The 20,364-nt window shown below is 62.8% G+C and carries 13 protein-coding genes and 2 pseudogenes; 9 read left to right on the top strand and 6 right to left on the bottom strand.

Going from position 1 to position 20,364, the window contains the following annotated elements:
• Positions 1 to 55 precede the first annotated feature (55 nt).
• Positions 56 to 475, top strand: coding sequence for a helix-turn-helix domain-containing protein (locus HUK72_RS26815; protein WP_007406847.1), 420 nt, complete (start codon positions 56 to 58; stop codon positions 473 to 475).
• Here HUK72_RS26815 and HUK72_RS27770 read toward each other — a convergent pair.
• Together HUK72_RS27770 and HUK72_RS26805 are read right to left on the bottom strand one after the other, a co-directional pair.
• Positions 469 to 1,670, bottom strand: a pseudogene (locus tag HUK72_RS27770) (aspartyl protease family protein). The gene HUK72_RS26815 and the pseudogene HUK72_RS27770 sit on opposite strands and share 7 nt — an antisense overlap.
• Positions 1,671 to 1,959: 289 nt before the next feature.
• Complete coding sequence (locus tag HUK72_RS26805) at positions 1,960 to 2,532, bottom strand: recombinase family protein (protein WP_009824027.1); 573 nt, start codon at positions 2,530 to 2,532, stop codon at positions 1,960 to 1,962.
• A gap of 191 nt (positions 2,533 to 2,723) precedes the next feature.
• Here HUK72_RS26805 and HUK72_RS26800 point away from each other — a divergent pair, with 191 nt between their 5' ends.
• Both HUK72_RS26800 and HUK72_RS26795 read left to right on the top strand, forming a co-directional pair.
• A complete protein-coding gene (locus HUK72_RS26800; protein WP_004212864.1) occupies positions 2,724 to 4,124 on the top strand; it encodes a Mu transposase C-terminal domain-containing protein in 1,401 nt (466 codons plus the stop codon).
• A complete protein-coding gene (locus tag HUK72_RS26795) occupies positions 4,051 to 4,929 on the top strand; it encodes an AAA family ATPase (RefSeq protein WP_009824028.1) in 879 nt (292 codons plus the stop codon). The genes HUK72_RS26800 and HUK72_RS26795 overlap by 74 nt, the downstream gene beginning before the upstream one ends.
• A gap of 314 nt (positions 4,930 to 5,243) precedes the next feature.
• On the opposite strand, the gene HUK72_RS26790 is transcribed toward HUK72_RS26795, so the two are convergent.
• Positions 5,244 to 6,482 carry a site-specific integrase gene (locus tag HUK72_RS26790; protein WP_013039113.1) on the bottom strand — a complete coding sequence of 413 codons (1,239 nt, stop codon included), beginning with the start codon at positions 6,480 to 6,482 and terminating at the stop codon, positions 5,244 to 5,246.
• A 161-nt stretch (positions 6,483 to 6,643) separates the two neighbouring features.
• Here HUK72_RS26790 and HUK72_RS26785 point away from each other — a divergent pair, with 161 nt between their 5' ends.
• On the top strand, positions 6,644 to 7,594 hold the full coding sequence (locus HUK72_RS26785) for a hypothetical protein (RefSeq protein WP_051743944.1): 951 nt from the start codon (positions 6,644 to 6,646) through the stop codon (positions 7,592 to 7,594).
• 46 nt (positions 7,595 to 7,640) lie between these two features.
• Here HUK72_RS26785 and HUK72_RS26780 read toward each other — a convergent pair whose 3' ends face one another.
• From HUK72_RS26780 to HUK72_RS27105, 3 genes are all read right to left on the bottom strand, one after another.
• Positions 7,641 to 8,624: a ParB/RepB/Spo0J family partition protein gene (locus HUK72_RS26780; RefSeq protein WP_030092784.1), complete on the bottom strand. Its 984-nt coding sequence runs from the start codon at positions 8,622 to 8,624 to the stop codon at positions 7,641 to 7,643.
• A 259-nt stretch (positions 8,625 to 8,883) separates the two neighbouring features.
• On the bottom strand, positions 8,884 to 10,086 hold the full coding sequence (locus tag HUK72_RS26775) for an AAA family ATPase (RefSeq protein WP_062787893.1): 1,203 nt from the start codon (positions 10,084 to 10,086) through the stop codon (positions 8,884 to 8,886).
• Positions 10,087 to 10,341: 255 nt separating this feature from the next.
• On the bottom strand, positions 10,342 to 10,566 hold the full coding sequence (locus HUK72_RS27105; RefSeq protein WP_126000574.1) for a hypothetical protein: 225 nt from the start codon (positions 10,564 to 10,566) through the stop codon (positions 10,342 to 10,344).
• Between HUK72_RS27105 and HUK72_RS26770 the strand changes: the two genes are divergently transcribed.
• The 5 genes and pseudogenes from HUK72_RS26770 to HUK72_RS26750 all read left to right on the top strand — a co-directional run.
• Positions 10,549 to 11,853: a replication protein RepA gene (locus HUK72_RS26770; RefSeq protein WP_062787891.1), complete on the top strand. Its 1,305-nt coding sequence runs from the start codon at positions 10,549 to 10,551 to the stop codon at positions 11,851 to 11,853. The genes HUK72_RS27105 and HUK72_RS26770 overlap by 18 nt on opposite strands.
• 164 nt (positions 11,854 to 12,017) lie before the next feature.
• Positions 12,018 to 12,863, top strand: a complete 846-nt coding sequence (locus HUK72_RS26765; protein WP_176593283.1) for a toprim domain-containing protein — start codon at positions 12,018 to 12,020, stop codon at positions 12,861 to 12,863.
• Between the two features lie 75 nt (positions 12,864 to 12,938).
• On the top strand, positions 12,939 to 17,162 hold the full coding sequence (locus HUK72_RS26760) for a strawberry notch family protein (protein WP_070936342.1): 4,224 nt from the start codon (positions 12,939 to 12,941) through the stop codon (positions 17,160 to 17,162).
• A gap of 105 nt (positions 17,163 to 17,267) precedes the next feature.
• The gene (locus tag HUK72_RS26755; RefSeq protein ID WP_037505400.1) at positions 17,268 to 19,373 is read left to right on the top strand and encodes a ParB/RepB/Spo0J family partition protein; all 2,106 of its coding nucleotides are present in this window, start codon (positions 17,268 to 17,270) and stop codon (positions 19,371 to 19,373) included.
• Positions 19,374 to 19,474: 101 nt separating this feature from the next.
• Positions 19,475 to 20,194: pseudogene (locus HUK72_RS26750) on the top strand (ArdC family protein); the annotation flags it as partial.
• Positions 20,195 to 20,364 lie beyond the last annotated feature (170 nt).

Here is a 20,364-nt window from a genome sequence, read left to right as displayed (position 1 = left end):
CAGTCGCTGTAGAAGCAAGCGAAATGTGCGACACGTTCGCATAAGCAAGGATGGCATGATGAAGCCGGTGATGATTGGGCAGCTCGCCAGCGAGACCTCGACGAAGGTGACGACGATCCGCTTTTATGAGTCGATCGGGTTGCTCCGATCCGCCCCTCGCACGGCGTCGGGTCGCAGAACCTACGATGCCAGTGACATTGAGCGTTTGCACTTCATCCGCAACGGTCGCCGGCTTGGCTTCTCCGTCGACGAGATCCGTTCGTTGATGGGGCTGGCGCAGAACCCGGACCAGGATTGTGGTGCCGCCTCAGCTATCGCTGCTCAGCACCTCAAGGATGTGGAGGAGAGACTGGCGCAACTCGCGGTGTTGCGGGATGAGTTGGCAATGCTCAGCCAGAGCTGCACCAAGGCGCGCATGGCCGATTGTCGGATCATGAAGGCGATCGGCAAAGGCCACCCTCAAGCCGATCAATAATAATCGGCCAGCCTGAGCTCGCGCACATCACCCGAGGCCATCGTCAGCTTTACGAGGGTGCCAGCAGGCCGGGAGCGCACTTGCCAGAGCTCCCCACGCGTATAGTTCGCATCGATCGAATGGCCGTTCACCGCCACGATCCGGTCGCCGACCGCCCAGCCAGCCTTTTCCGCGGGACTGTTCGCCGCCACATGAACAACGGTGAGCGCCGTTGGTGAGGCTGCGAGGCCAAGGCCGCTACGGTCCTTCAGCATCGGCAGGCGACGACGAGGACCGAGTGGCCGGAGCCACACGAATCCGGCGGTCACGTCGAACACCACGTCGAATTGAGCGATCAGCGGTAGGCCGACATTGCCAACCGTGCTGGTGGAGAGCCAAGCTCTCATCCCGAGTGTGGGGACGTTCGAGACGCCAAGCCCTTCGATGTTGATGTTCTGGATCGTGAAAGCATCGTTGATACGCACACCATCGACGCCGCCGATCGCCGCGGTCGAGACGAGCTTCCCGTTCAACAGCCCTTGATCGCGGGCATAGCCGACGAGAGCATCAGCGCGGCCGAGCTGCCAAGATCGATCATCAAGGGCACGGGAGGCAAACCCGAGACGGAAGCTCGAATGAACAGCTCCTGCTTGGCACCGCGCCCGAGCGCGACAGCGCGCCAGTCGGGACCGGCGAGAAACGTGCCTGACTTGACGACCGCCATACGCCTTTTCGCGAAATCGAGCGCGATGCAGCTACCCGTGAACATATCGGCACCGAGGAGGATATCGATCGGTCGTCCGAAGGCCGCCGACACTGAACTCAGATCACCAACGACGGCAAAGGGTAAGCGACGGGTTTCGCGGGCGAGCTGTACGTCGATGTCGCGGACCAGCAGCACCGGGGCCTTGGCGCTCAGCCCGCTAATCATGCGCCGCTCACCATCGTTCAAGCCGAGCTTCGCCGCGAGCGCCGTGCTCATGATCGACGCGCCGCTGCCACTGTCGAGCACCGCCCGCACCGGCACTCCGCGCACTTGTGCCGAAACAAGGAGGGTATCACCCGTGCCGACTTCCAGCGGCTCCCATTCGAGGTGAGCCGCACCGAAGTTCCACGAGCCCGCAGACCGGGAAGTCTGTCGCGCGAGCGTTGGAGAACCGAGCACCAAGCCGGTTCCACAGGCCACCAGCCGCGCCACTAATGAGCGTCGAGACATACCGATTGCTTCAACACGGGCCGTCAAAAAGCCACCTCCAGCCCCCCGTCCGCAGGAGAGCAAATTGCGGTTACATGCTCCAGCCACTGGAGGAGCAAGTGCTTTTGGTGCGCCCGAAAATCCTCAGAAGCGCTTGGAGAACTTTAGATGAAGGATGGTGCAGACCGCTTAGATGCCTTCCCGATAACGAACGGTTCCGGGGGACGCTGGGCCGATCGGGACCGCGAACGGTGTAAACGCTCGCGCTAAGTGGCGGCATTCTGATCGCGCTATTTGTCGGCGAGCGTCGCTACGCGGCTACCGGCTTGGTCTCGGCCGATCGCACATAGGCGTAGAGTTTTGGCTTGGAGATGCCGAGCATCGAGCAAATCTTGGCGATCGGCATCGTGTTCTCGTGGTAGAGCCTGACGGGCAGGTCGCGCTTGTCCTTGCCGAGTGCGGCCGGCCGGCCACCCTTCTTGCCGCGAGCGCGGGCTGCGGTGAGACCGGCCTGGGTCCGCTCGCGGATCAGGTTGCGCTCGAACTCCGCCAATGCCCCGAACAGGTGGAAGGTAAGCTTGCCCGACGTGGTGGTCGTGTCGATCGCCTCGTGCAGGCTCAGCAGCCCGACCTTTTCCTCGTCGAGGTAGGTCATCCATCCGATCAGATCACGGAGCGAGCGGCCGAGCCTGTCGAGGCGCCAGACCACCAGTGTGTCGCCGGCGCGAAGCAGCTCCTTCACCTTTTCCAATCCAGGGCGAGCGGCAGTCGCCCCGGAGGCCTTGTCGGTGATGACCTTCTCGCAGCCGGCAGCCTTCAGCGCATCACGCTGGAGGTCCAGGTTCTGCTCGGCGGTCGATACGCGGGCGTAACCGATTTTCATGCGTAGGGCCGGTGGCGCCCCGATCGGGCGCGGTTTGGGAAGAAAGTCGTCATCGGCAGGTCTATGTTGCCCTAGTTTTCTTTACCGGGTAGATTTACGTCGAACAGGCCGGTTTGGCAACGCGAGCGGACTCGCATGGCGATGGGCAGGCAAATCTCCGTTTTCCTTACCTGCGACACGGACCGTCGGCGGTGACGCATCCGGCGCTTGTCCCGCCGCTGGCGATCGAGCGCTACCGCGTCCTTGAACCGCACCTCGCCGATGGCATCCCGCTCGCGGACCTCGCCCGCACCGGCACGCTGAGCGAGCGGACGTTGCAGCGCTGGCTCGGGCGCTACCGTGCCGAAGGACTTGCCGGTCTCGCGCGTCTGCCGCGCAACGATCGGGGCAGGCTGCACCTGCCGGAACATCTGGTCGAACTGACCCGCACTCTCGCCACCAAGCGCCCGCGACCCCCGGTCGCCGCCATTCACCGAAAGGTGCAGGAACTCGCCATCGCGCATGGACACCGAACCCCCAGCTATGCGGCCGTCGCGCGTGTCGTCAGGGCGATACCGGCAAGCCAGATCGCCGCAGCCTCCGATCCGGCCGTCTACCGCGACCAGCACGAGCTAGTGCATCGGCGCGAAGCCGCGACCTCGAACGAGATGTGGCAGGCCGATCATACCGTTCTCGACATTCTCGTGCTCGATGATGCCGGAACCCCGGTGCGTCCTTGGCTGACCGTCATCGTTGACGATCACAGCCGAGCCATCGCCGGTTACTTCCTCAGCCTCGATGCCCCCAGTGCCCTCAACACGGCGCTCGCCTTGCGGCAGGCGATCTGGCGCAAGCCCAATCCCGAATGGATCGTCAGCGGCATTCCCGAACAGCTTTACGTCGACAACGGCTCGGATTTCATCTCCGAGCATATCGAGCAGGCGTGCATCGCCCTCAAAATCCGCCTCATCCATTCGCTGCCGGGGCGTCCTCGCGGGCGCGGCAAGATCGAGCGGCTGTTCCGCACCATCAACGACATGTTCCTGCCCGACCTGCCCGGCCACCTGATCGCGGGCAAGCCGCTGTCGGCGCCAGTGCTCACGCTCGACGAGCTGCGCGCCCGCTTCGAGGCGTTCGTGTGCGGCGTCTATCATCGTCGCCCGCATGGCAGCACCGGCGAACCGCCGATCACGCGCTGGCAGAAGGGCGGGTTCCTGCCCGCAATGCCCGACAGCCTTGAACAGCTCGACATGCTGCTCGTGCACGTGCCCAAGCCCCGTAAAGTGCTGCGCGACGGCATCCGTCTGATGGGCAGGCGCTATGTCGAACCCACGCTCGCGGCCTTCGTCGGCGAGCAGGTCGAGGCGGTCTATGACCCCCGCGACCTGACCGAGATCCACGTCTACCACCAGGGCCGGTTCGTCTGCCGTGCGCTCAGCTCCGAGCACGCTGGGCACCCGTCGTTGCGCGCGATCCAGCGCGCCCGGCGCGGCGCGAAGGAGCGCGACAAGCAGGTGCCTGCCCCCACGGAGACCTTCGATGGCGACCAAGAGGATACGGCTTCCCGGCCCACCACCTACCGAGGGCTCCGGCTCTACGCCGCTGACGATTGAGTTCCTGGTCGAGCAGCCGTTCCTGGCGACCCGCGAACATGCCCGGTTCGTCGAGTTTGCCGAAGCCTGCGCGCACTACCGCTATATCGGCGTGTGTCATGGCCGGCCGGGCGTCGGAAAGACGCGATCGGCGCGCGAGTTTTCCAGCTTCCCCGACCTGGGGGAATATGCCGCGCTCCGTCCCATTGCCGCGCTCCTTGGCGAAAAGGTCGCTCGCTGCCGCGCCGTCTTCTACACCGTGTCGGTCAGCAACACGCCCAAGACGATCGACGCGGTGTTGGGCCTCAACCTCATTAAGCTGGGCTATGCCCGGCTGACGGTCGCGGGCGGCTCGCAGGACGAAATCACCCATGACGCCGCCCGCATCGCCTGCCCCCTCGTCATCGTCGACGAGGCCGACCGCCTGACCATAAAGTCGCTCGAACATCTCCGCGACATGGCCGATCGCCACGGCTTCGGGCTGATCCTGATGGGTATGCCGGGCTTGGAGAAGCGCCTCGCCCGCTATGCCCAGCTCTACTCGCGGATCGGCTTCGTCCACGAGTTCAAACCGCTTACCGAGACCGAAATGCGGCTGCTGCTCGCGACCCACGCCGGCGATTTCGGGATCAGCTTCGACCCGGCCCAACTCGACGCGATCGAAGCGCAGGCAGCCGTGATCCGCATCACGCGCGGCAACTTCCGGCTCATGGAGCGCCTGTTCGCGCAGATGCGGCGGATCATGACCCTCAACCGCGTCGAGGAGGTCACCGCTGACATCGTTCAGGCCGCGCGCGATTGCCTCGTCATCGGACCCGGCAACTGACAAATAGCGCGATCAGAACGCCGCCATTTAGCGCGAGCGTTTACACAGGATAAGATCCATACCGTTTCCGGAACCACTTTCTTGTTTCCTCTTCGAAATTGGACTGTGCTGATGAGTTTGAGCGATGGTGGCTTCGCTCATACACTACGCGCTACCAGGCCCCTGCCCGTTTCTTAGGCTTAACGTTGTAGCTCAAGACCCCGGGGGCTCAGCCTCCCTTCTCCGGTTCTTGCCGCTGCGCAAATCCCTCGATCTACCTGCCGCCGTCGTGTGGTCGCACGGCATCATCCAAAGACCTATTTAGGCCGTCATGACTAGCCAATCTTCGCCATAAGGCGCCCCGCCGCCCCCTGCTCTGCCGCGAGATTGCGATTATAAGCGAGCGGCATCCGCGGCGACTTCCACCGCAGCGCGTCCATGATGCCGGCCAAATCCTCCCCGCTGGCGAACAGGTCCTGATTGAGCCCGATCCGCGTCGAGTGCGCACTGATCCCCTTCAGCAACCGCGCCAGATCGTCCGCCGTCAAATCGGGCAGCGCGCCACGGTCGAACGCGCGGCCGATGATCGACCGAAAGATTGGTCCGATCGAGCCCGGGTGCAGCGCCACGGTGCCGATGTCATATTCGACGCGCGCCTTCACCGCCGGCTTGGACAGCGTCTTGCGCAGATCCCACGTCTCCCGGCCCGAGATGCTGTCGATCGGCCGACCGCGCACGGCTGCCCGCGCCTTGTAGCGCCGCACCTGCACCCGCCGGAACAGCGGCCCTGTCGTGATCCCCGCCGCTTCGGTCCACGCCGCGATCGCCGCGACGGTGCGCGGGCTGAGGTAGGCGGTCGCCCCCTCCCCGTCTTGATCGCCCTTATGACGCAGAATCTGCAGCAGCCGCGCTTCGGGATCGATCGCCTCCTCAATATGCTCAATGGCGACCGCCACCAGTTCGGAGGCGCGCAGCCCGGTGTCATAAGCGGCCGATAGCAGCGCCCGATCACGCAGCCCCGGCAGATCCTCGCCACAACTCTCGAGCAGCGCGCGGATGTTGAGCCCCCGCGCCTTGTCGCGCTCGACGTCGCGCACCGGGCCCTTGAACCGCAGCGGCCGCGCCTGCTTCTGCGCAGCCCCCTTCTCGCGGCGCACCGTCTGGAGCCGCAGCTTCACCAGCGGCGCCGGCGTCGGATCCTTGAGCTCGAGCAGCTGGTGGATCTTGGCGATCGACGCCTTGTAGCGGGATAGCGAGGCCGGCCGGCTCCCCTTCCCGGCCCGCGCGTCGAGATAATCGGCCACGGTCTCGGGCGTGGCCGGCAGCGCGATCCGGTTGTTGCGCCTACACCACGCATCGAACGCCTCGACGTCGGACTTGAGCGCACGGATGCTATGGGGCGATGAAGCGGCCTGATAGGCGGCGATCAGGCCCTCGTTGACGGTGATGCGCTCGCCGGCGCGCATCTGCACGATCGTCCACGCAAGGTCGGCCGGCGCCCTGACGGCCGGCAGGACAGCCTCAGGCGGCGCTACGGGGATTTCTGGCCCTTCCCGGGCGGTTTCGGTGCTCACGACGCGCCTCGCTCCTCAGCCGCGCTTGTAGCCCACCTTATAAAGAACGGTCAAATCTGCTTATGTGATAAGTGCAATTATCGCATATGAACTTTTCGACGATAGCATGAGGCGAAACCAACTGCTGACTTTGGTTTCCTCACGCGCTAAGCGTAAGAGCGATGCAGGAGATCGTCGACCGCCGCGCAAATGACCCAATGTTGCTGCTCGGCCGGCTCGACGGCCGGCTTCATCATAGTACAAGCGCCGACATTTTCCTTGCGCGATCGCGCCTTCACGGCGCCGCGGCGTTAGCAGGTCTCGCCGGCGTGCCGATCGCTGTCGGCGACCTGCAGGATTGGATCGCGGGGCGAAGCGCCCCTCCCCGCGCCTCCGAAGGTCTCAACGATCCGATATCGGTGGCGTCCATTTTCCACCTCGCACTAAGTCGGGACGAGGATGTCAGAGACCCGGTTGGCCGCGCATCCCTCAATGCTCTCCGAACCATCCTCGACGACCGTGCAGAGGCTGAGCGCTATGGTGGAGACGATCTCGCACACTTCGGCCCGCTCTGGCGTCAGGTGAAGTCTGCGGCGGATGCACCCTTCCCCGTCGCCGATCTCCGGTCCATCGCCGAGCGCGTGTTCGCTCTTGCCGAAATGACCGAGCGTCTTCCGGTCGGCGCCTCGGAGGTTGTTGCGATCGACGGACGCTCGTTGGAGCTTCCTCCCCGCTGCCGCGATCGCAACTGGCTCGTCGCGACCGCTCTTCCTCGCATGCTCTACCGCGCTGGCTTCACGAGCCGCATCATCCCCTCACTGGTGCCGCTCCCCAAGTTCATGCCCCCTTCCCCTGCCGCGCTGACCGGGTTCCTCGCTAAGGAGATCGGGCAGATCAGCGCGGCGGGGCTCCGCGAGCTTTCCGCAATTGAGCATGACGTCGCCAAGCTCACCAATTTAGGTGCAACTCAGCGAAGTCGCCTGCCGCTTCTCGGGCGCCTATTGATCGCCTATCCAGGGCTCCAGGCATCCTCCGTTTCGAAGCTGCTGTCTGTGACACCTCAGGGTGCCCGAAAGCTCCTCGCGGCGCTGCCCACCACGCCTGCCGCGCAGCGCCGGCTGCGGGCCGAATAGCGACCGGGACGCCCTCCGTACTGAAACGCCGTCTCGCTTGTTTTGCTCAGCTCGCCGGCAACAGTTCTTCGATCGCTTTCATGAGCTCGGCCTTCGTGGCGCCGGTCCGGGGCACGATCTTGATCGTGATCCCCCCACCTCTGGCACTGGCATAGCGCAGAATCGTCTTTCCGCCTTTGCCCGTGATCTCTCGCTCGCCAGTCTCCTTCTTCTTTGCCTCAACGGTCGCACGAACAAGTCGCTTCGCCACCTCGGGTCCGGTCAGACTGGAACCACCATTCCTACGCTCGGCCTCGATGCGCTCGGCCTCGTCTCGCATTCGCTTCAGAGTTTTCGGTTCGCTGGTCAGCGGTTTGATATCGCGCGCCACTCGAACGGTAATGTCGTGGGTGTCCGAAAATGCCGCCACGATCTCCTCAGGAAGCCTCGCAACATCCAGCAGGCGGCTCAGCCATGACCGCGAGAGGTTGAGATGCTCCGCCATCTGGGACTGGGAGTTCTCGTAAAACTCCGACAGCGCTCGCGCATATTCCTTTGCACGCTCCCAGTCTGAAATGTCCTTTCGCGACCGATTTTCAACGTCCGAAACCCGGAATGCCTCTTCATCCGTGACGGTCTGGATCGTGACGAGATAATCAAATTCTGGATGATGATGTTCGCGGAGCCACTGGACGGTCCACCACCGGCGAACGCCAGCGATGATCTCATAATCGTAGTCAGGATCGTCCTTCAGACGACGCACGATCGCCGGGATGCGCTGCCGCTTCGCCGCGAGAAAGGAGTCGATCAGATCGCGACAGCTCTCTTCGGACAAATGGTCCAGGTCGCGATTGTGCATCCGCCAGGGACGGCAACGAGCCGGGTCCACCCACTCCGTTCGATCGGTAACCGTCTTGCCGCTCGCTATCCGCGCCAGGGTCTGGCTTCGGCTCGCCATGATCCCTTCCGAGGGGCTCGCATTGTCAAGCTCGGCCTCATTATCCAGGCCTTCGGTGAACATCGAGCCGAAGCCCTTATTTCCTTTTGTCATCGGCTCGCTCCTACTCGAATTTCCGGCATCTTGGAGACCCGATTTGTTGGTCTGTTGCCACGTGGCAACAAACCGAAATTCGCCTCGCCTTCGGCTCCCCTTTTCTGAGGGAAAACTGATCCTGGAATTTGGCTCATGATACTGTTTATAAACGCTTTCCTTGCTCGGTTGCCACGTGGCAACAACGCATCATTCTTAGCAGATTTCAGCCCCATAGACGGCGAACAATTGCCCGCAGTTGCCACGTGGCAACTGCTGCTCAAAGCTGCCCCCCTGCCCGGCTCGGCCAGGTCCGCAAAACGTCTTCTTCGATGTCTCGGCAAACCTCATTCAGATGCCTCATGCACCGGTTGTAAACCTCGTGCGAAGTGACGGGCTTTTCCAGTTCAAAGACCGTCTTCATCCGCGAGCTGGCATTGTCGATCTCCGCACTGGTGACCATCACCGAAGAAGACATTGAGCCTCCGAAAACGCTCCGCATCATCGAAAGTATCTCACGATGCATCGACTTGCTGTCGTCGACCCGGCTGCCGACGAGACGGATGAAATTGTAAGCCGGGCGCCCCCTCCCCGCGAGCTGCTCGAGCTGCTTCATCGTGGTCTTCGCCATGTCGATAAACGACACCGTCGATGCGAAGTCGACCAGGCTTGGCGGCACGGGGATCACCATCGCATTGGCTGCTTGAAGGACCGCCATGGAGACCATGCCGAGTGCTGGAGGCGGATCCATGATCACCACATCGTAATCTTCTACCACCGAGTCGATGGCCTCGGCGATCAGGTCGATGATGTTCAGGTTCTGATTGCGCGCGAGGTAGCCGGCGATCTCGTATTCGAGATTGTAGAGCCGCAAATTCGCAGGGATCAGATCGAGCCCATGGAAGTGGGTCTTCCGAATGATCTTTCGCACACCCAGCAATTCCGGGTTATGGAAATGCCCATAGAGCGTGTCGTCCTCCTCCAGATCGACGTCTGGTCGGTAGCCGAACATCATTGTCGATGAAGCTTGGCTGTCGCAGTCGATAAACAGCACACGATAGCCGTTGATCGCGAAGTGCTGAGCCAGGTGCAGCGCGATCGTGGACTTGCCGACACCGCCCTTGAAATTGCAGACCGAGAGAATGGCGGGTGGATCTTCCGGGCTGCGCCACGGACGCGTTCCGAACACCTCACGCATATGATCGAGTTCTTCGAGCGTATATTGGACGCGATGACCGGAAGCCGTCCGCCCACGCTCCGGCAAACGCCCGTCGCGTTCAGCTTCTCGGATCGCCGACGCGGTGCGTCCGACAAGTGATGCAGCCTTGGAGATAGGGAAGGTGGGGGCTCGCTTCTGCCCTGTCTCTGGATCGACCGCGCTGTCGCGGATCCGCTTGAGGATCGTGAGCGCTTTACGGTGAAGCACATCCAGGCCACCTTCCAGAAGGTCATCGGCGGGGACATTTGTGGGATCAGTGGCCATGAGATTCCGCTTTTGTGGGTTTGATGGCCCACAATAGCGACGTTGGCAGTTTCGAGCAACGATTTGGCCATCGAACTTACAACTTTACCGATGATCTCCGAGCCGTTTCGGATTTCAAGGTAATGCCAATGCGCCCTGGTAGAGGCGCACCGATGATCTCAGTACCTTCCGATGATCTCGGTGCGTCCTACCAATGATCTCGGTGCCAACAGACCGATGATCTCGGAGCGCATACCTATTACATGAATCCCTGAATCAATCCGATTCGCGAATCGGCTTCAAAATTTCGATTTTTGAAAGTGGGAAGGGGCGATTCGGCAAAAGCGGCACCGAGATCATCGGTCGAATTGCAACTCTCACCCCTGATTTCCCGCCAAAACTGCCAACAGGGTTGATTTCGAAACCCAAACCTGTTGAGACAGCGCCATCACAGACCCCGGAGATTCGGGGAAGGGCGGAACAATGAACGGAGATCAGCATAGGCCGATTGGGCACCAATATGCACTCGCCATGATCGATGGCGGTGCAGAGAATGTCCGGAAGCTTGCCTCCACTGCCGGAACCCAATTGACGCTCGACGCCTTCCTGCGAGTCCACGACGAAGAGCCTGTCCCGGCATTTCTCCATTCCGCGCTTTGCGCCATGTCGCTCCCGACCAAGCGCCCGAAGGACGACACGCTCCCGATTATCCGGGAAGACGGCAAGTACGCGCTGGCAATCAACCCTCGGCCGGTTCTTCAAAATATCGATGGCAAGTCGGTCATGAGAAGCCTGGGTGTTCCATATGGGGCCTATCCCAGGGTTGCGCTCATCTATCTGCTTTCACAGGCGGTAATGAAGCGTTCGCGCGACGTCTATCTCGGCCGCAACTTCACGGAATGGATGCGGCGGCTTGGCTATCAAACGGTGTCCTATGGCCCCCGTGGCACCGCAAATCTGATGCGCGAACAGGTCGACCGCTTGCTGGCGTGCGAGTGGCAGATTCGCTGGGATGGCACCGAAACGGACGACAACGCCTTTGCGGTCCGCGATGTGAAGATCTCAAATGAATATGCTGGTTCACTCGACAAGAACGGCACCTTCGCGCGGGAAATCCGTATGTCGGAGGTCTTCTACAGTCACCTTATCGAGCACGCTGTCCCATTAAACGAAGTAGCGATCCGGGAGCTTAAAGGGACGCCAACGGCGCTCGATCTCTATACCTATCTTGCCTATCGCCTCCCACGGATCGGCTCCGACAAGGGGCAGATCATTTCTTGGGATCAACTGGCAAAGCACCTCGGCAACGAGGCTGACAGCAAGCGCTTTCGTCAAACGGTGCGGGAGACGATGCAGCTCGTCTCGGCGGTTTATCCCAACGCGAACGTCGATCTCTCCGGCAGGAAGGTGGTCCTTCATCCGTCTCCAGCGCCGATGGAGCGTAAATTGGTCGGACCCCATTTGCGACTTGTTGGGGCGCCAGGCGTCGAAACGGCACCGAGATCATCGGTTCGCACCGTTCCGCAGGCAACGAAACCCGCAGCGAAATCAGACGAACCGCTTCACGCATTCCCGCCGGGAACGCTTTCCTATGGCGACCGCGAACAGGCGTTTCGGAGTGTCGGTCTCACTAAGGGCCATCCTTGGTCAGTCGACGATATGGCCAACGCATTCCGCAAGGGATTCGCCGATATCAAGAGGCCCCGGACCGACACCGAATGGATGCGGCTCTGGGAGGCCTTCGTGATCAAATATGCGGATCGGCGGAAGAACCGGCCTGACGATTGACCGATGATGTCCGAGCCGTTCGTCGCCTGCGAACGAGCCCGAGTCGTGCCCGATGAAGCGATCAACGTGAGCGCGCCGACCCTCATCGTTCATAGGTCCGGGTCACAGCGCCATGCGCTGAAAGAGGGAAGGGGGGATGTGGCTACCGAGCAGGAGGTAGTCCTATGCCACTCACGGCCAAACGACCGACCCAGGAACTTGTTGACCTCGTAGGCGCTCTTGGCGGCACCTGGACCGGCTACAGGGCTATGGCCCGTTGCCCGGCACATGGCGACAACGATCCAAGTCTTTCGATCCGCCAAGGTGACCGCGGCATTCTGGTGACGTGCTTCGCGGGTTGCGCACGCGATGATGTTCTGCGGGAATTGCGTCGGGTTCGAACCGGCCAACATTATGCAATACCGGAACAGGATCGACCGCAAGGCAGCGCCAATGTCTCGCGCATCTGGGAGCAGGCCGTTGGCGTCAAAGGGACGCTGGCCGAGCGCTATCTTGAGCGACGCAACTTGTTGCCAGCGCCTGCCGACGTGCGCTTCCATTCGCGCTGCCCATACCTCCCGAAGCCGAAAACCGTTTATCGACCGGCTTTGCTGATTGCTGTTCGCGAGATCCGGCAGCTCGTCGCGATCCAGCGCAACTTTCTCGACCCTGCGACAGCGAAGTGCCTCCGAAAAGTCATGCTCGGCGTGCCTGGGACAGGCGCATGGCGGGGCCGGGCAGGGGGCGAGACGCTGGCGATCGCCGAAGGTTTCGAGACTGCCGGCGCCTACACCCGCATCAAGGACATCCCCTGCTGGGCCTCACTTGGCGCCAGGCGGCTCGATCAACTGGTCATTCCACCCGGCATTACGACCCTGCTGATCGCAGAGGACAATGATCCAGAAGGGCGTCGCGGCGCGGCGTCCGCCGAAGCGAAATATGCCCGTCCCGGGCTCATCATCCGCCGCGACCCGCCGCCGCCGGCTTTCAAGGATTGGGCAAAGTTCCTCGACGCGCACTGCCGGACCTGATCCCGGGGCGGAGAGAGGGGAGGGGGATCGAGGGTGTGTCGCTGCGACAGATGCAGCCGCGCAGGAGATTCCCAAATGACCGACCTTTTTCAGACCGCCGAGCGCGGCGACCGTGCCGCTGCGCACATCCTTCTATCCCAACTGGCGTCAGGCGAGCCGGTCACCCGTCAACATCTCAATCGGGCGATGGTGCAGGCGTTCGGCGGAACCGATGCCGAAGGACGCTGGACGCAGCGCTCAAGCTTCGAGGTGCTAGAGCACGCACTCGCCCTTCATCTCCGTGGATCATTGGCGCCTCTGGCCAGCCTCGCCGATGTCGCCGCGCGGATTGACCTCGCGCAGCGCCTCCCCACTCAGACCGTGCGGAGCGAAGACCAGATCGAATGGCAGCAATTCTCGACTCCTGTCGACATTGCGGCCGTCGCGATTCTGCTCGCAGATGTCCGGCAGGATGACGTCATTCTCGAGCCCAGCGCCGGCAACGGTTTGCTCGTTGCACAGCTTGGGGCTCATCGATCGCTGCATCTCAACGAGCTCGATCCGATCCGCCGCGATCGCCTGCACGGCGTTTTCCCCGGCGCAACGATCACCGGCCATGATGGGGCGATTCTTGATGCTGCTCTTGGCGACGCACCGCGTCCTTCCCTGATCCTCATGAATCCGCCGTTTTCGCGGTCGCTCGGCCGCGGCGTCGATGATCTTGCGGCCGTTCGGCATCTTCAGGCTGCACTTCGCCGATTGCAGACTGGGGGCCGCCTCGTTGCCATCATGCCCGACTGGTTCGGACCGACCACCCGAATGCGCGACCACTACGAGACCGTCCTTCGCGGATCGACAGTGCAAGCCTCTGTTCGACTTGAAGGCTGCTATCTCAAACACGGCACGTCTATCGACGTGCGAATCTTCGTCATCGACAAGGTCGCCGGCAGGCTCGCACCAGAAGTCATCCAGGGTGGATCAATCGCGGAACTGCTCGACGTTCTCACCGTGACACCTCGCCTGTCCCTTGTCGCAGATCAGCCGGCACCCGCGCCGAAGCGGGGCGGAGGCATCTCGCTCTTCAGAGCGGTCAAAAGCGCCAAGCCCATGCCCCGGGCCTTTCACGCTGCCGTGCGCAACCATGTCTTGCCGGTTGCTTACACCAGGCTCGAAACCCCGGCGCCGCTGCTCGAACAGACCGGCGTCTATCTGCCCTATCGGCCAAGCCGCCTGGTTTTCGACAAAGCCGGCGAACACCCGACTGCGCTCGTCGAATCCGTTGCCATGGGATCAATCCCAGCGCCGATCCCCGATTACGTCCCTTCGCTGCCGGAGCGGACTGTCACAGAGCGTTTGCTCTCGGCCTCCCAGCTCGAAACCGTCGTTTACGCCGGCCATGCCTGGGCTCAGACGATCCCTGGGCGCTTCGCACCGGACAAGGATGGTGTCGGCCTCGTTATCTCGGAGGAGGGCCGCGGCTACCGAAAGGGTTTCTTCCTCGGGGACGGAACCGGGGCAGGCAAGGGTCGCCAAATCGCGGCCGCCATTCTTGACAACTGGCTTCAGGGGCGGCGTCGCAATATCTGGGTCACCAAGAACGCGCCCCTCCTCGAAGATGCTCGCCGTGATTGGACGGCCCTCGGCGGGCTCGCCGGTGACATTCAGCCCATATCGAACTGGAAGATCGACGAACCCATCAGGCTTGACCAGGGCGTCCTTCTGGTCACCTATCCGACCCTTCGATCGATGCGCGGGGAACATAGCCGGCTGAAGCAGATCATCGACTGGGCCGGCGCCGATTTCGACGGCGTCATCGCCTTCGACGAAGCGCACGAGATGGGCGGTGTCGCAGGAGGCGAGGGCGCACTCGGAGCCAAGGAGGGATCGCAACAGGGCATCAGCGGCGTTCGGCTCCAGAACCATCTGCCCGCCGCGCGGATCCTCTACGCCTCTGCGACGGGGGCGTCCGAGGTCAACAACCTTGCCTATGCCGTGCGGCTCGGGCTCTGGGGACCGGAGACGGCGTTCGCCAATCGCGAGCAATTCATCTCCAGCATTCGCCAGGGCGGGATCGCCGCCATGGAATTGGTCGCACGCGATCTCAAGGCGACTGGGCTCTACATGGCGCGAGCGCTGAGCTTCGCCGGTGTCGAATATGAGATCCTGCGGCACGAACTGACGCCCGCGCAGATCGAGATCTACGACACTTACGCCAATGCCTGGTCCATCATCCACCGGAACATGGAAAAAGCCCTGGAACTCACCGGCGTCGTCGATGGTCTCGAGAACACCACTTTGAATAGCGGGGCGAAGGCATCGGCCCGCTCGCGCTTCGAGTCCACCAAGCAGCGTTTCTTCGGCCAGGTGCTGCTTTCGATGAAGCTGCCAACGGTCATCGCCGCGGTCGGCGAGCATCTTATGGCGGGCCAGTCGGTGGTGCTTCAACTGGTGACGACGGCCGAGTCCATCCTCGACCGGCGATTGGGCATGCTCAGCCCGGATGAGCGCGTCGACCTCGAAATCGACCTCAGCCCTCGTGAATATGTCATCGATTATCTCGAGCGCGCTTTCCCTACTCGCCAAATGCGCGTCTTCACCGACGACACAGGCACGCAGCGCTCCGAGCCGATGACGGACGAGACGGGTAATCCCGTCTACAATCCCGAAGCCGAAGCTGCCCGCGCGCTGATGATCGAGCATCTTTGCGCATTGCCGCCGATCATGTCGGCGCTCGACGGCATCCTGGAGCATTTCGGGCATGATCGTGTCGCGGAAGTCACTGGGCGGACAAAACGCCTAATCTCGACGGGCGACGGCCGGCAGAAGCTGGAAACCCGTTCGACCCGTACCAGTCAGGCCGAGGCCGCGGCCTTCATGCAGGGGCTGAAGCGCGTCCTCATTTTCTCGGACGCCGGCGGGACGGGGCGATCCTATCACGCATCAATGGACGTGCCGAACCAGGAGCAACGCGTCCATCTGTTGCTCGAGCCGGGCTGGCGCGCGGACCGCGCCATTCAGGGCCTTGGCCGAACCCATCGGACCCATCAGGCGAGCACGCCACTGTTCCGGCCCGTCACGACCGACTGCAAAGGCGAACTCCGCTTCACCAGCACGATTGCGAGGCGGCTCGACAGCCTCGGCGCACTCACACGGGGTCAGCGCCAGACCGGCGGTCAGAATCTCTTCGACCCGGCTGATAATCTGGAGAGCGAATATGCTTGCGCTGCGCTGGTGACGTGGTTCCACTTGCTGGTCGATGGCAAGCTCAAGAGCATCTCGCATTCGGAATTCGAGGATCGGACCGGTCTCGAGCTCTGCGACAAGGACGGCGTCCTGAAAGAGGAACTGCCGCCCATCCAGCGATGGCTAAATCGCATCCTCGCGCTTCCCATCGGCCTGCAGAACAGCATCTTCGATGAGTTTCTGTCCCTGGTCGAGACACGGGTATCGGCGGCGAGGGAGGCTGGCCGGCTCGATGTCGGTGTCGAGACGATCCTCGTCGATTCCGCCACCTTGATCGACGACACACTGCTCCGGACCGACCCGGTCAGCGGGGCGACGTCGCACTTGCTGACCATCGAGATCGCGCGGCGGCGGACCCCTGTCACCTTGGAGCGCGTGCTGCGTATCGCCGACAGCGATAGCACCGCCGTATTTCTGCTCAACGCCAAGTCGGGGATGGTCGCGCTGCAGACCCGCGCCCGAGCGCTCATGGAGGAGAAGGACGGAACGCCGATCCCGCGCTTCGAGCTGACGAGGCCGACCCGGCGGGAATATATCCGCGAGCATGAGCTCTTCGAGAGCGCCTGGAAAATAGTCGATCGGGACGCCTTCTGCGCGAAATGGCAGGCCGAAGCCGATGAAGCGGCGAACAAGGTCGACACCGAGACGATCCGCCTCGCGACCGGCTTGCTTCTGCCGATCTGGTCGGCGCTGCCCAGCGATCATCTGGTGGTCAACCGCATCGCTGACAAAGCGGGAAATAGCTGGCTCGGCCGCCTCGTTTTCGACGAGCACGTTGTCCAGCTTTTCACCAAGCTCGGCATCGATCGCGCCGAGAACCTGCCGCCCTCGGACATCATCAAATCGGCCCATTCCGGTCGAAGCGTTGATGTTGCCCGCCCATTCCCCATGACGATCCGCCGCGCGATGGTGAACCGAAATCATCGCATCGAGATAGTCGGGGCGCCGTCGGATCAGCTCGCCTGGCTGAAATCCTTGGGCTGCTTCACCGAGATCATTCAGTACCGGACACGGGTGTTCCTTCCGGTGAGCATCGCCGCCGACATCCTTGGGCGCATTCTCGCCGATCCTGGGTGAGCGCGGGTCGCCCTTGGTCAAACGACCGAGGCCGCTCTTGGGAAAGAGGGAAGGGGGAACGGGGTGGTGTCCGGGAATTGCCGGACGCCAAGAGGAGTGACCCCGGTGATCCAGACCATCAAACTCGCCAAGCTGCGGCTCTCGCCGATCAACGTCCGTACCGCACCGGACGAACAGCTTCAGATTGAACCCATGGCCGCCAGTATCGAGGCCAAGGGCGTCCTTCAGAATCTGCTCGTCACGCCCGCCAAAAAGCCGCGCGGCACCTTCGAGGTCTTCGATGGCGGACGCCGTTGGCGCGCGCTTCGCCTGCTCGCCGAGCGCGGTACGATCTCGGAAGCCGATTTCGATGTCCCCGTCATGATCCTTACCGGCGACGATGCCGAATTGTCCGAAACGTCCACGGCGACCAACTTCCATCAGCTCAAGATGACCCCCGCCGAGGAATGCCGCGCCTTTCAGCACTTCATCGGCTCGACCGGCGATCTCGATGCTGTCGCAAAGCGTTTCGGCGTGACACGTCGCTTCGTCGAGGGGCGCCTGCGCCTCGCCTCGCTGGCAGCGCCGATCTTCGACGCCTTGAGCAAAAGCGAGATCACGCTCGACATCGCCAAAGCCTATGCGTCGACCGAAAGCCACGACAAGCAGCTTCTGGTCTGGAACAGCTACCAGAATGGCCACGTAACGGCCGACACCATCCGCCGCGTCATCGCCAATGAGACGCTCAAGGCCAGCGATCCGATCGCGATTCTGGTCGGCGAGGAGCGGTATCGCGCGGCAGGCGGCAAGGTCGATGGCGACCTCTTCACCGACGGCAACGACCGCTGGAACAATCCCGAGATCGCGCACCGTCTCGCCGGCGACATCATGGAGGCCGAAGCGAGACGCATCGGTGAGGAGACGGGCCTTGCCTGGATCAGGCCGATCGCCAGCAACTACGCCCACAACGCCGCCCACGGCCTCTACCGTGCCATCCTGCAGCCGCCCGCGCTCACCGAGGAGCAATCCGCCCGCCTTGGCGAGATCGAGGCGCGCCGCGCCGAGCTCGAGGCCGAAATGCAGGACGAATCCATCTCGCCCGATGCCTACAAGGCCCTGGACCAGGAGGATGACCGACTGATCGCCGAGGCCGAGGCGATCGAGCATCGCGCGCCCGTGCTGCCAGATGAGCTGCGGCCGCATGTCGGCGCGTTTCTGCTTCTGACGCCGCAGGGCGAGATGCGTCTCGACACCCAATTTTATAGCGAGCAGGAGCTCATCGTCGAAGAACCCGACGCGATCGATGATGCGGGCGGCGGAAATCCCGGCGAACCCGACGAGGGCGGGGCGGGCAGGTTTCGCGTCGGCGTGAAGGATTCGCCCGAGCCAGCTCGCCGACCCGAAGCTGTGGCACCTGGCGGCAAGCCGCTCAGCAATCGGCTCTACGACGAGCTTGCCATACAACGCCGCGATATTCTCGCATCCTGTCTGCTCGCTCAGCCGGCGCTCGCGCTCGATTACGCGCTGTTCGTCATGATCGACGCCCGGGTTTTCGCCGGCGGCGGTTCTGCCGACGAGATCGTTCAATATGGCACCACCATCTGCGCTGATGCCCCGCAGGATCCCGTCACGGCGGATTTGCCCGGCTCACGCGCCCGGTCCTACCTGGCCGAAGCGCATGATGGCCTTGATGCCGGATGGTGCGACCACGATCACGAAATCGATCGGTTCGAAGGGTTTCGCGCGCTCGATGACGACAGCAAGGCGCAGTGGCTGGCCTATATCGTTGCCATGTCGATCGAGGCCAAGCCGCGCGGGGCCAGCGGCCAGGTCGCGATCCACAATCGATTGGCCTCGATCCTCGAGATCGACGTTGCGAGCTGGTGGCGTCCGACCGCGGAAAACTTCTTCGATCGGGTCAACAAGGGCAGCATTTTGAGCCTGCTTCATGACGTCGGCGGCGGCGCGCTGACGGCTCGGCACGCCACCCTGAAGAAGGCGGAGATCTCGGAGAGCTGTGAAAAACTCTTCGCCGGGGCGGCCATTGTCGAGCCCGAGACGAAGGACGCTGTGCTCGCATGGGTGCCGGACGCGATGCGCTTTGGTGCTGCGGCCCCGTGCCCGACCGATCGTCTCGGTGGCGAGCCGGATCGCTCTGCGTTGTCGGATGATCACATGGCGGAAGGCGCTTCGGTCGCGGACGATACGGTGATCGAGCCGGTCGAAGCCTGACCCAGCAGGACAGGGGGGCGGTCGGCGCCACTTGCGCGATCGTCCCCTCCCGCACGCTTGCCTCTCCCGAACCCCATCGTCATCCCGCTGGAGCATCAGCCATGCCTGCGAAAGCCCGTCCGAGCCGCGACGTCGCGGCCGAAATCACCAACCTCATCATCAGAAAGCTGGAAGAAGGCGTCCCGCCCTGGACTCGGCCCTGGCGGGTTGCCGGCGCCGGTGGCCGTCCGCTCCGACACTGCGGCACGCCCTATACCGGGATCAACACGGTCTATCTTTGGGCGATCGCAGACGCGAACGGCTATCGCTCGCGCTACTGGATGACGTATCGCCAGGCCGAAGCGCTCGGCGGCCATGTTCGCCGGGGGGAGCACGGCTCGCTCTCGGTCTATTATTCGAGCTTCAAAAAGACCGAGTCGGACCGGGTGACCGGTGCCGAGAGCGAACGCAGCATTCGTTTCCTTCGCCATTATCTCGTGTTCAACGCCGATCAGATCGATGGGCTGCCCGCCTATTTCTATCCGGACGACGCGACCCCTGCGCCGATCGATCCATCTGCGCGGCAAGCTGCCATCGACGAGTTCTTCGATCATGTGCCGGCAGATGTTCGACATGGCGGCGATCGCGCCTTCTTCCACCCGACATTTGATTTCATCCAGATGCCGCACCGGCGGTCATTCACAACGATGGATCATTACGCCTCGGTGAGGGCACACGAGACCGTTCATTGGTCAGGCGGCAGCTCGCGCCTTGCCCGGACCTTCGGCAAGCGGTTCGGCGACAAAGCTTATAGTTTCGAGGAGCTTGTGGCTTTATCTGGACAGTCTGCGCCGGATGCAACCGTGCGGTAAAATCCGCAATGTACATCGACGGCGGGCAGTTATCTGGCTGGCCGTAGCGCTGACCCAAGAGCTGGCGGAGGCCAGCCTGATGACTGCCGAGTCAACCACGCATGGGCCGGTCCACCTTCCGGGAGGGGGGGCAGGGGGAG

Origin of the sequence: Sphingobium sp. 15-1 (assembly GCF_013375535.1) — a bacterium.
Lineage (GTDB): Bacteria > Pseudomonadota > Alphaproteobacteria > Sphingomonadales > Sphingomonadaceae > Sphingobium > Sphingobium aromaticivastans.
This window is presented reverse-complemented; position numbering and strand designations above follow the sequence as displayed.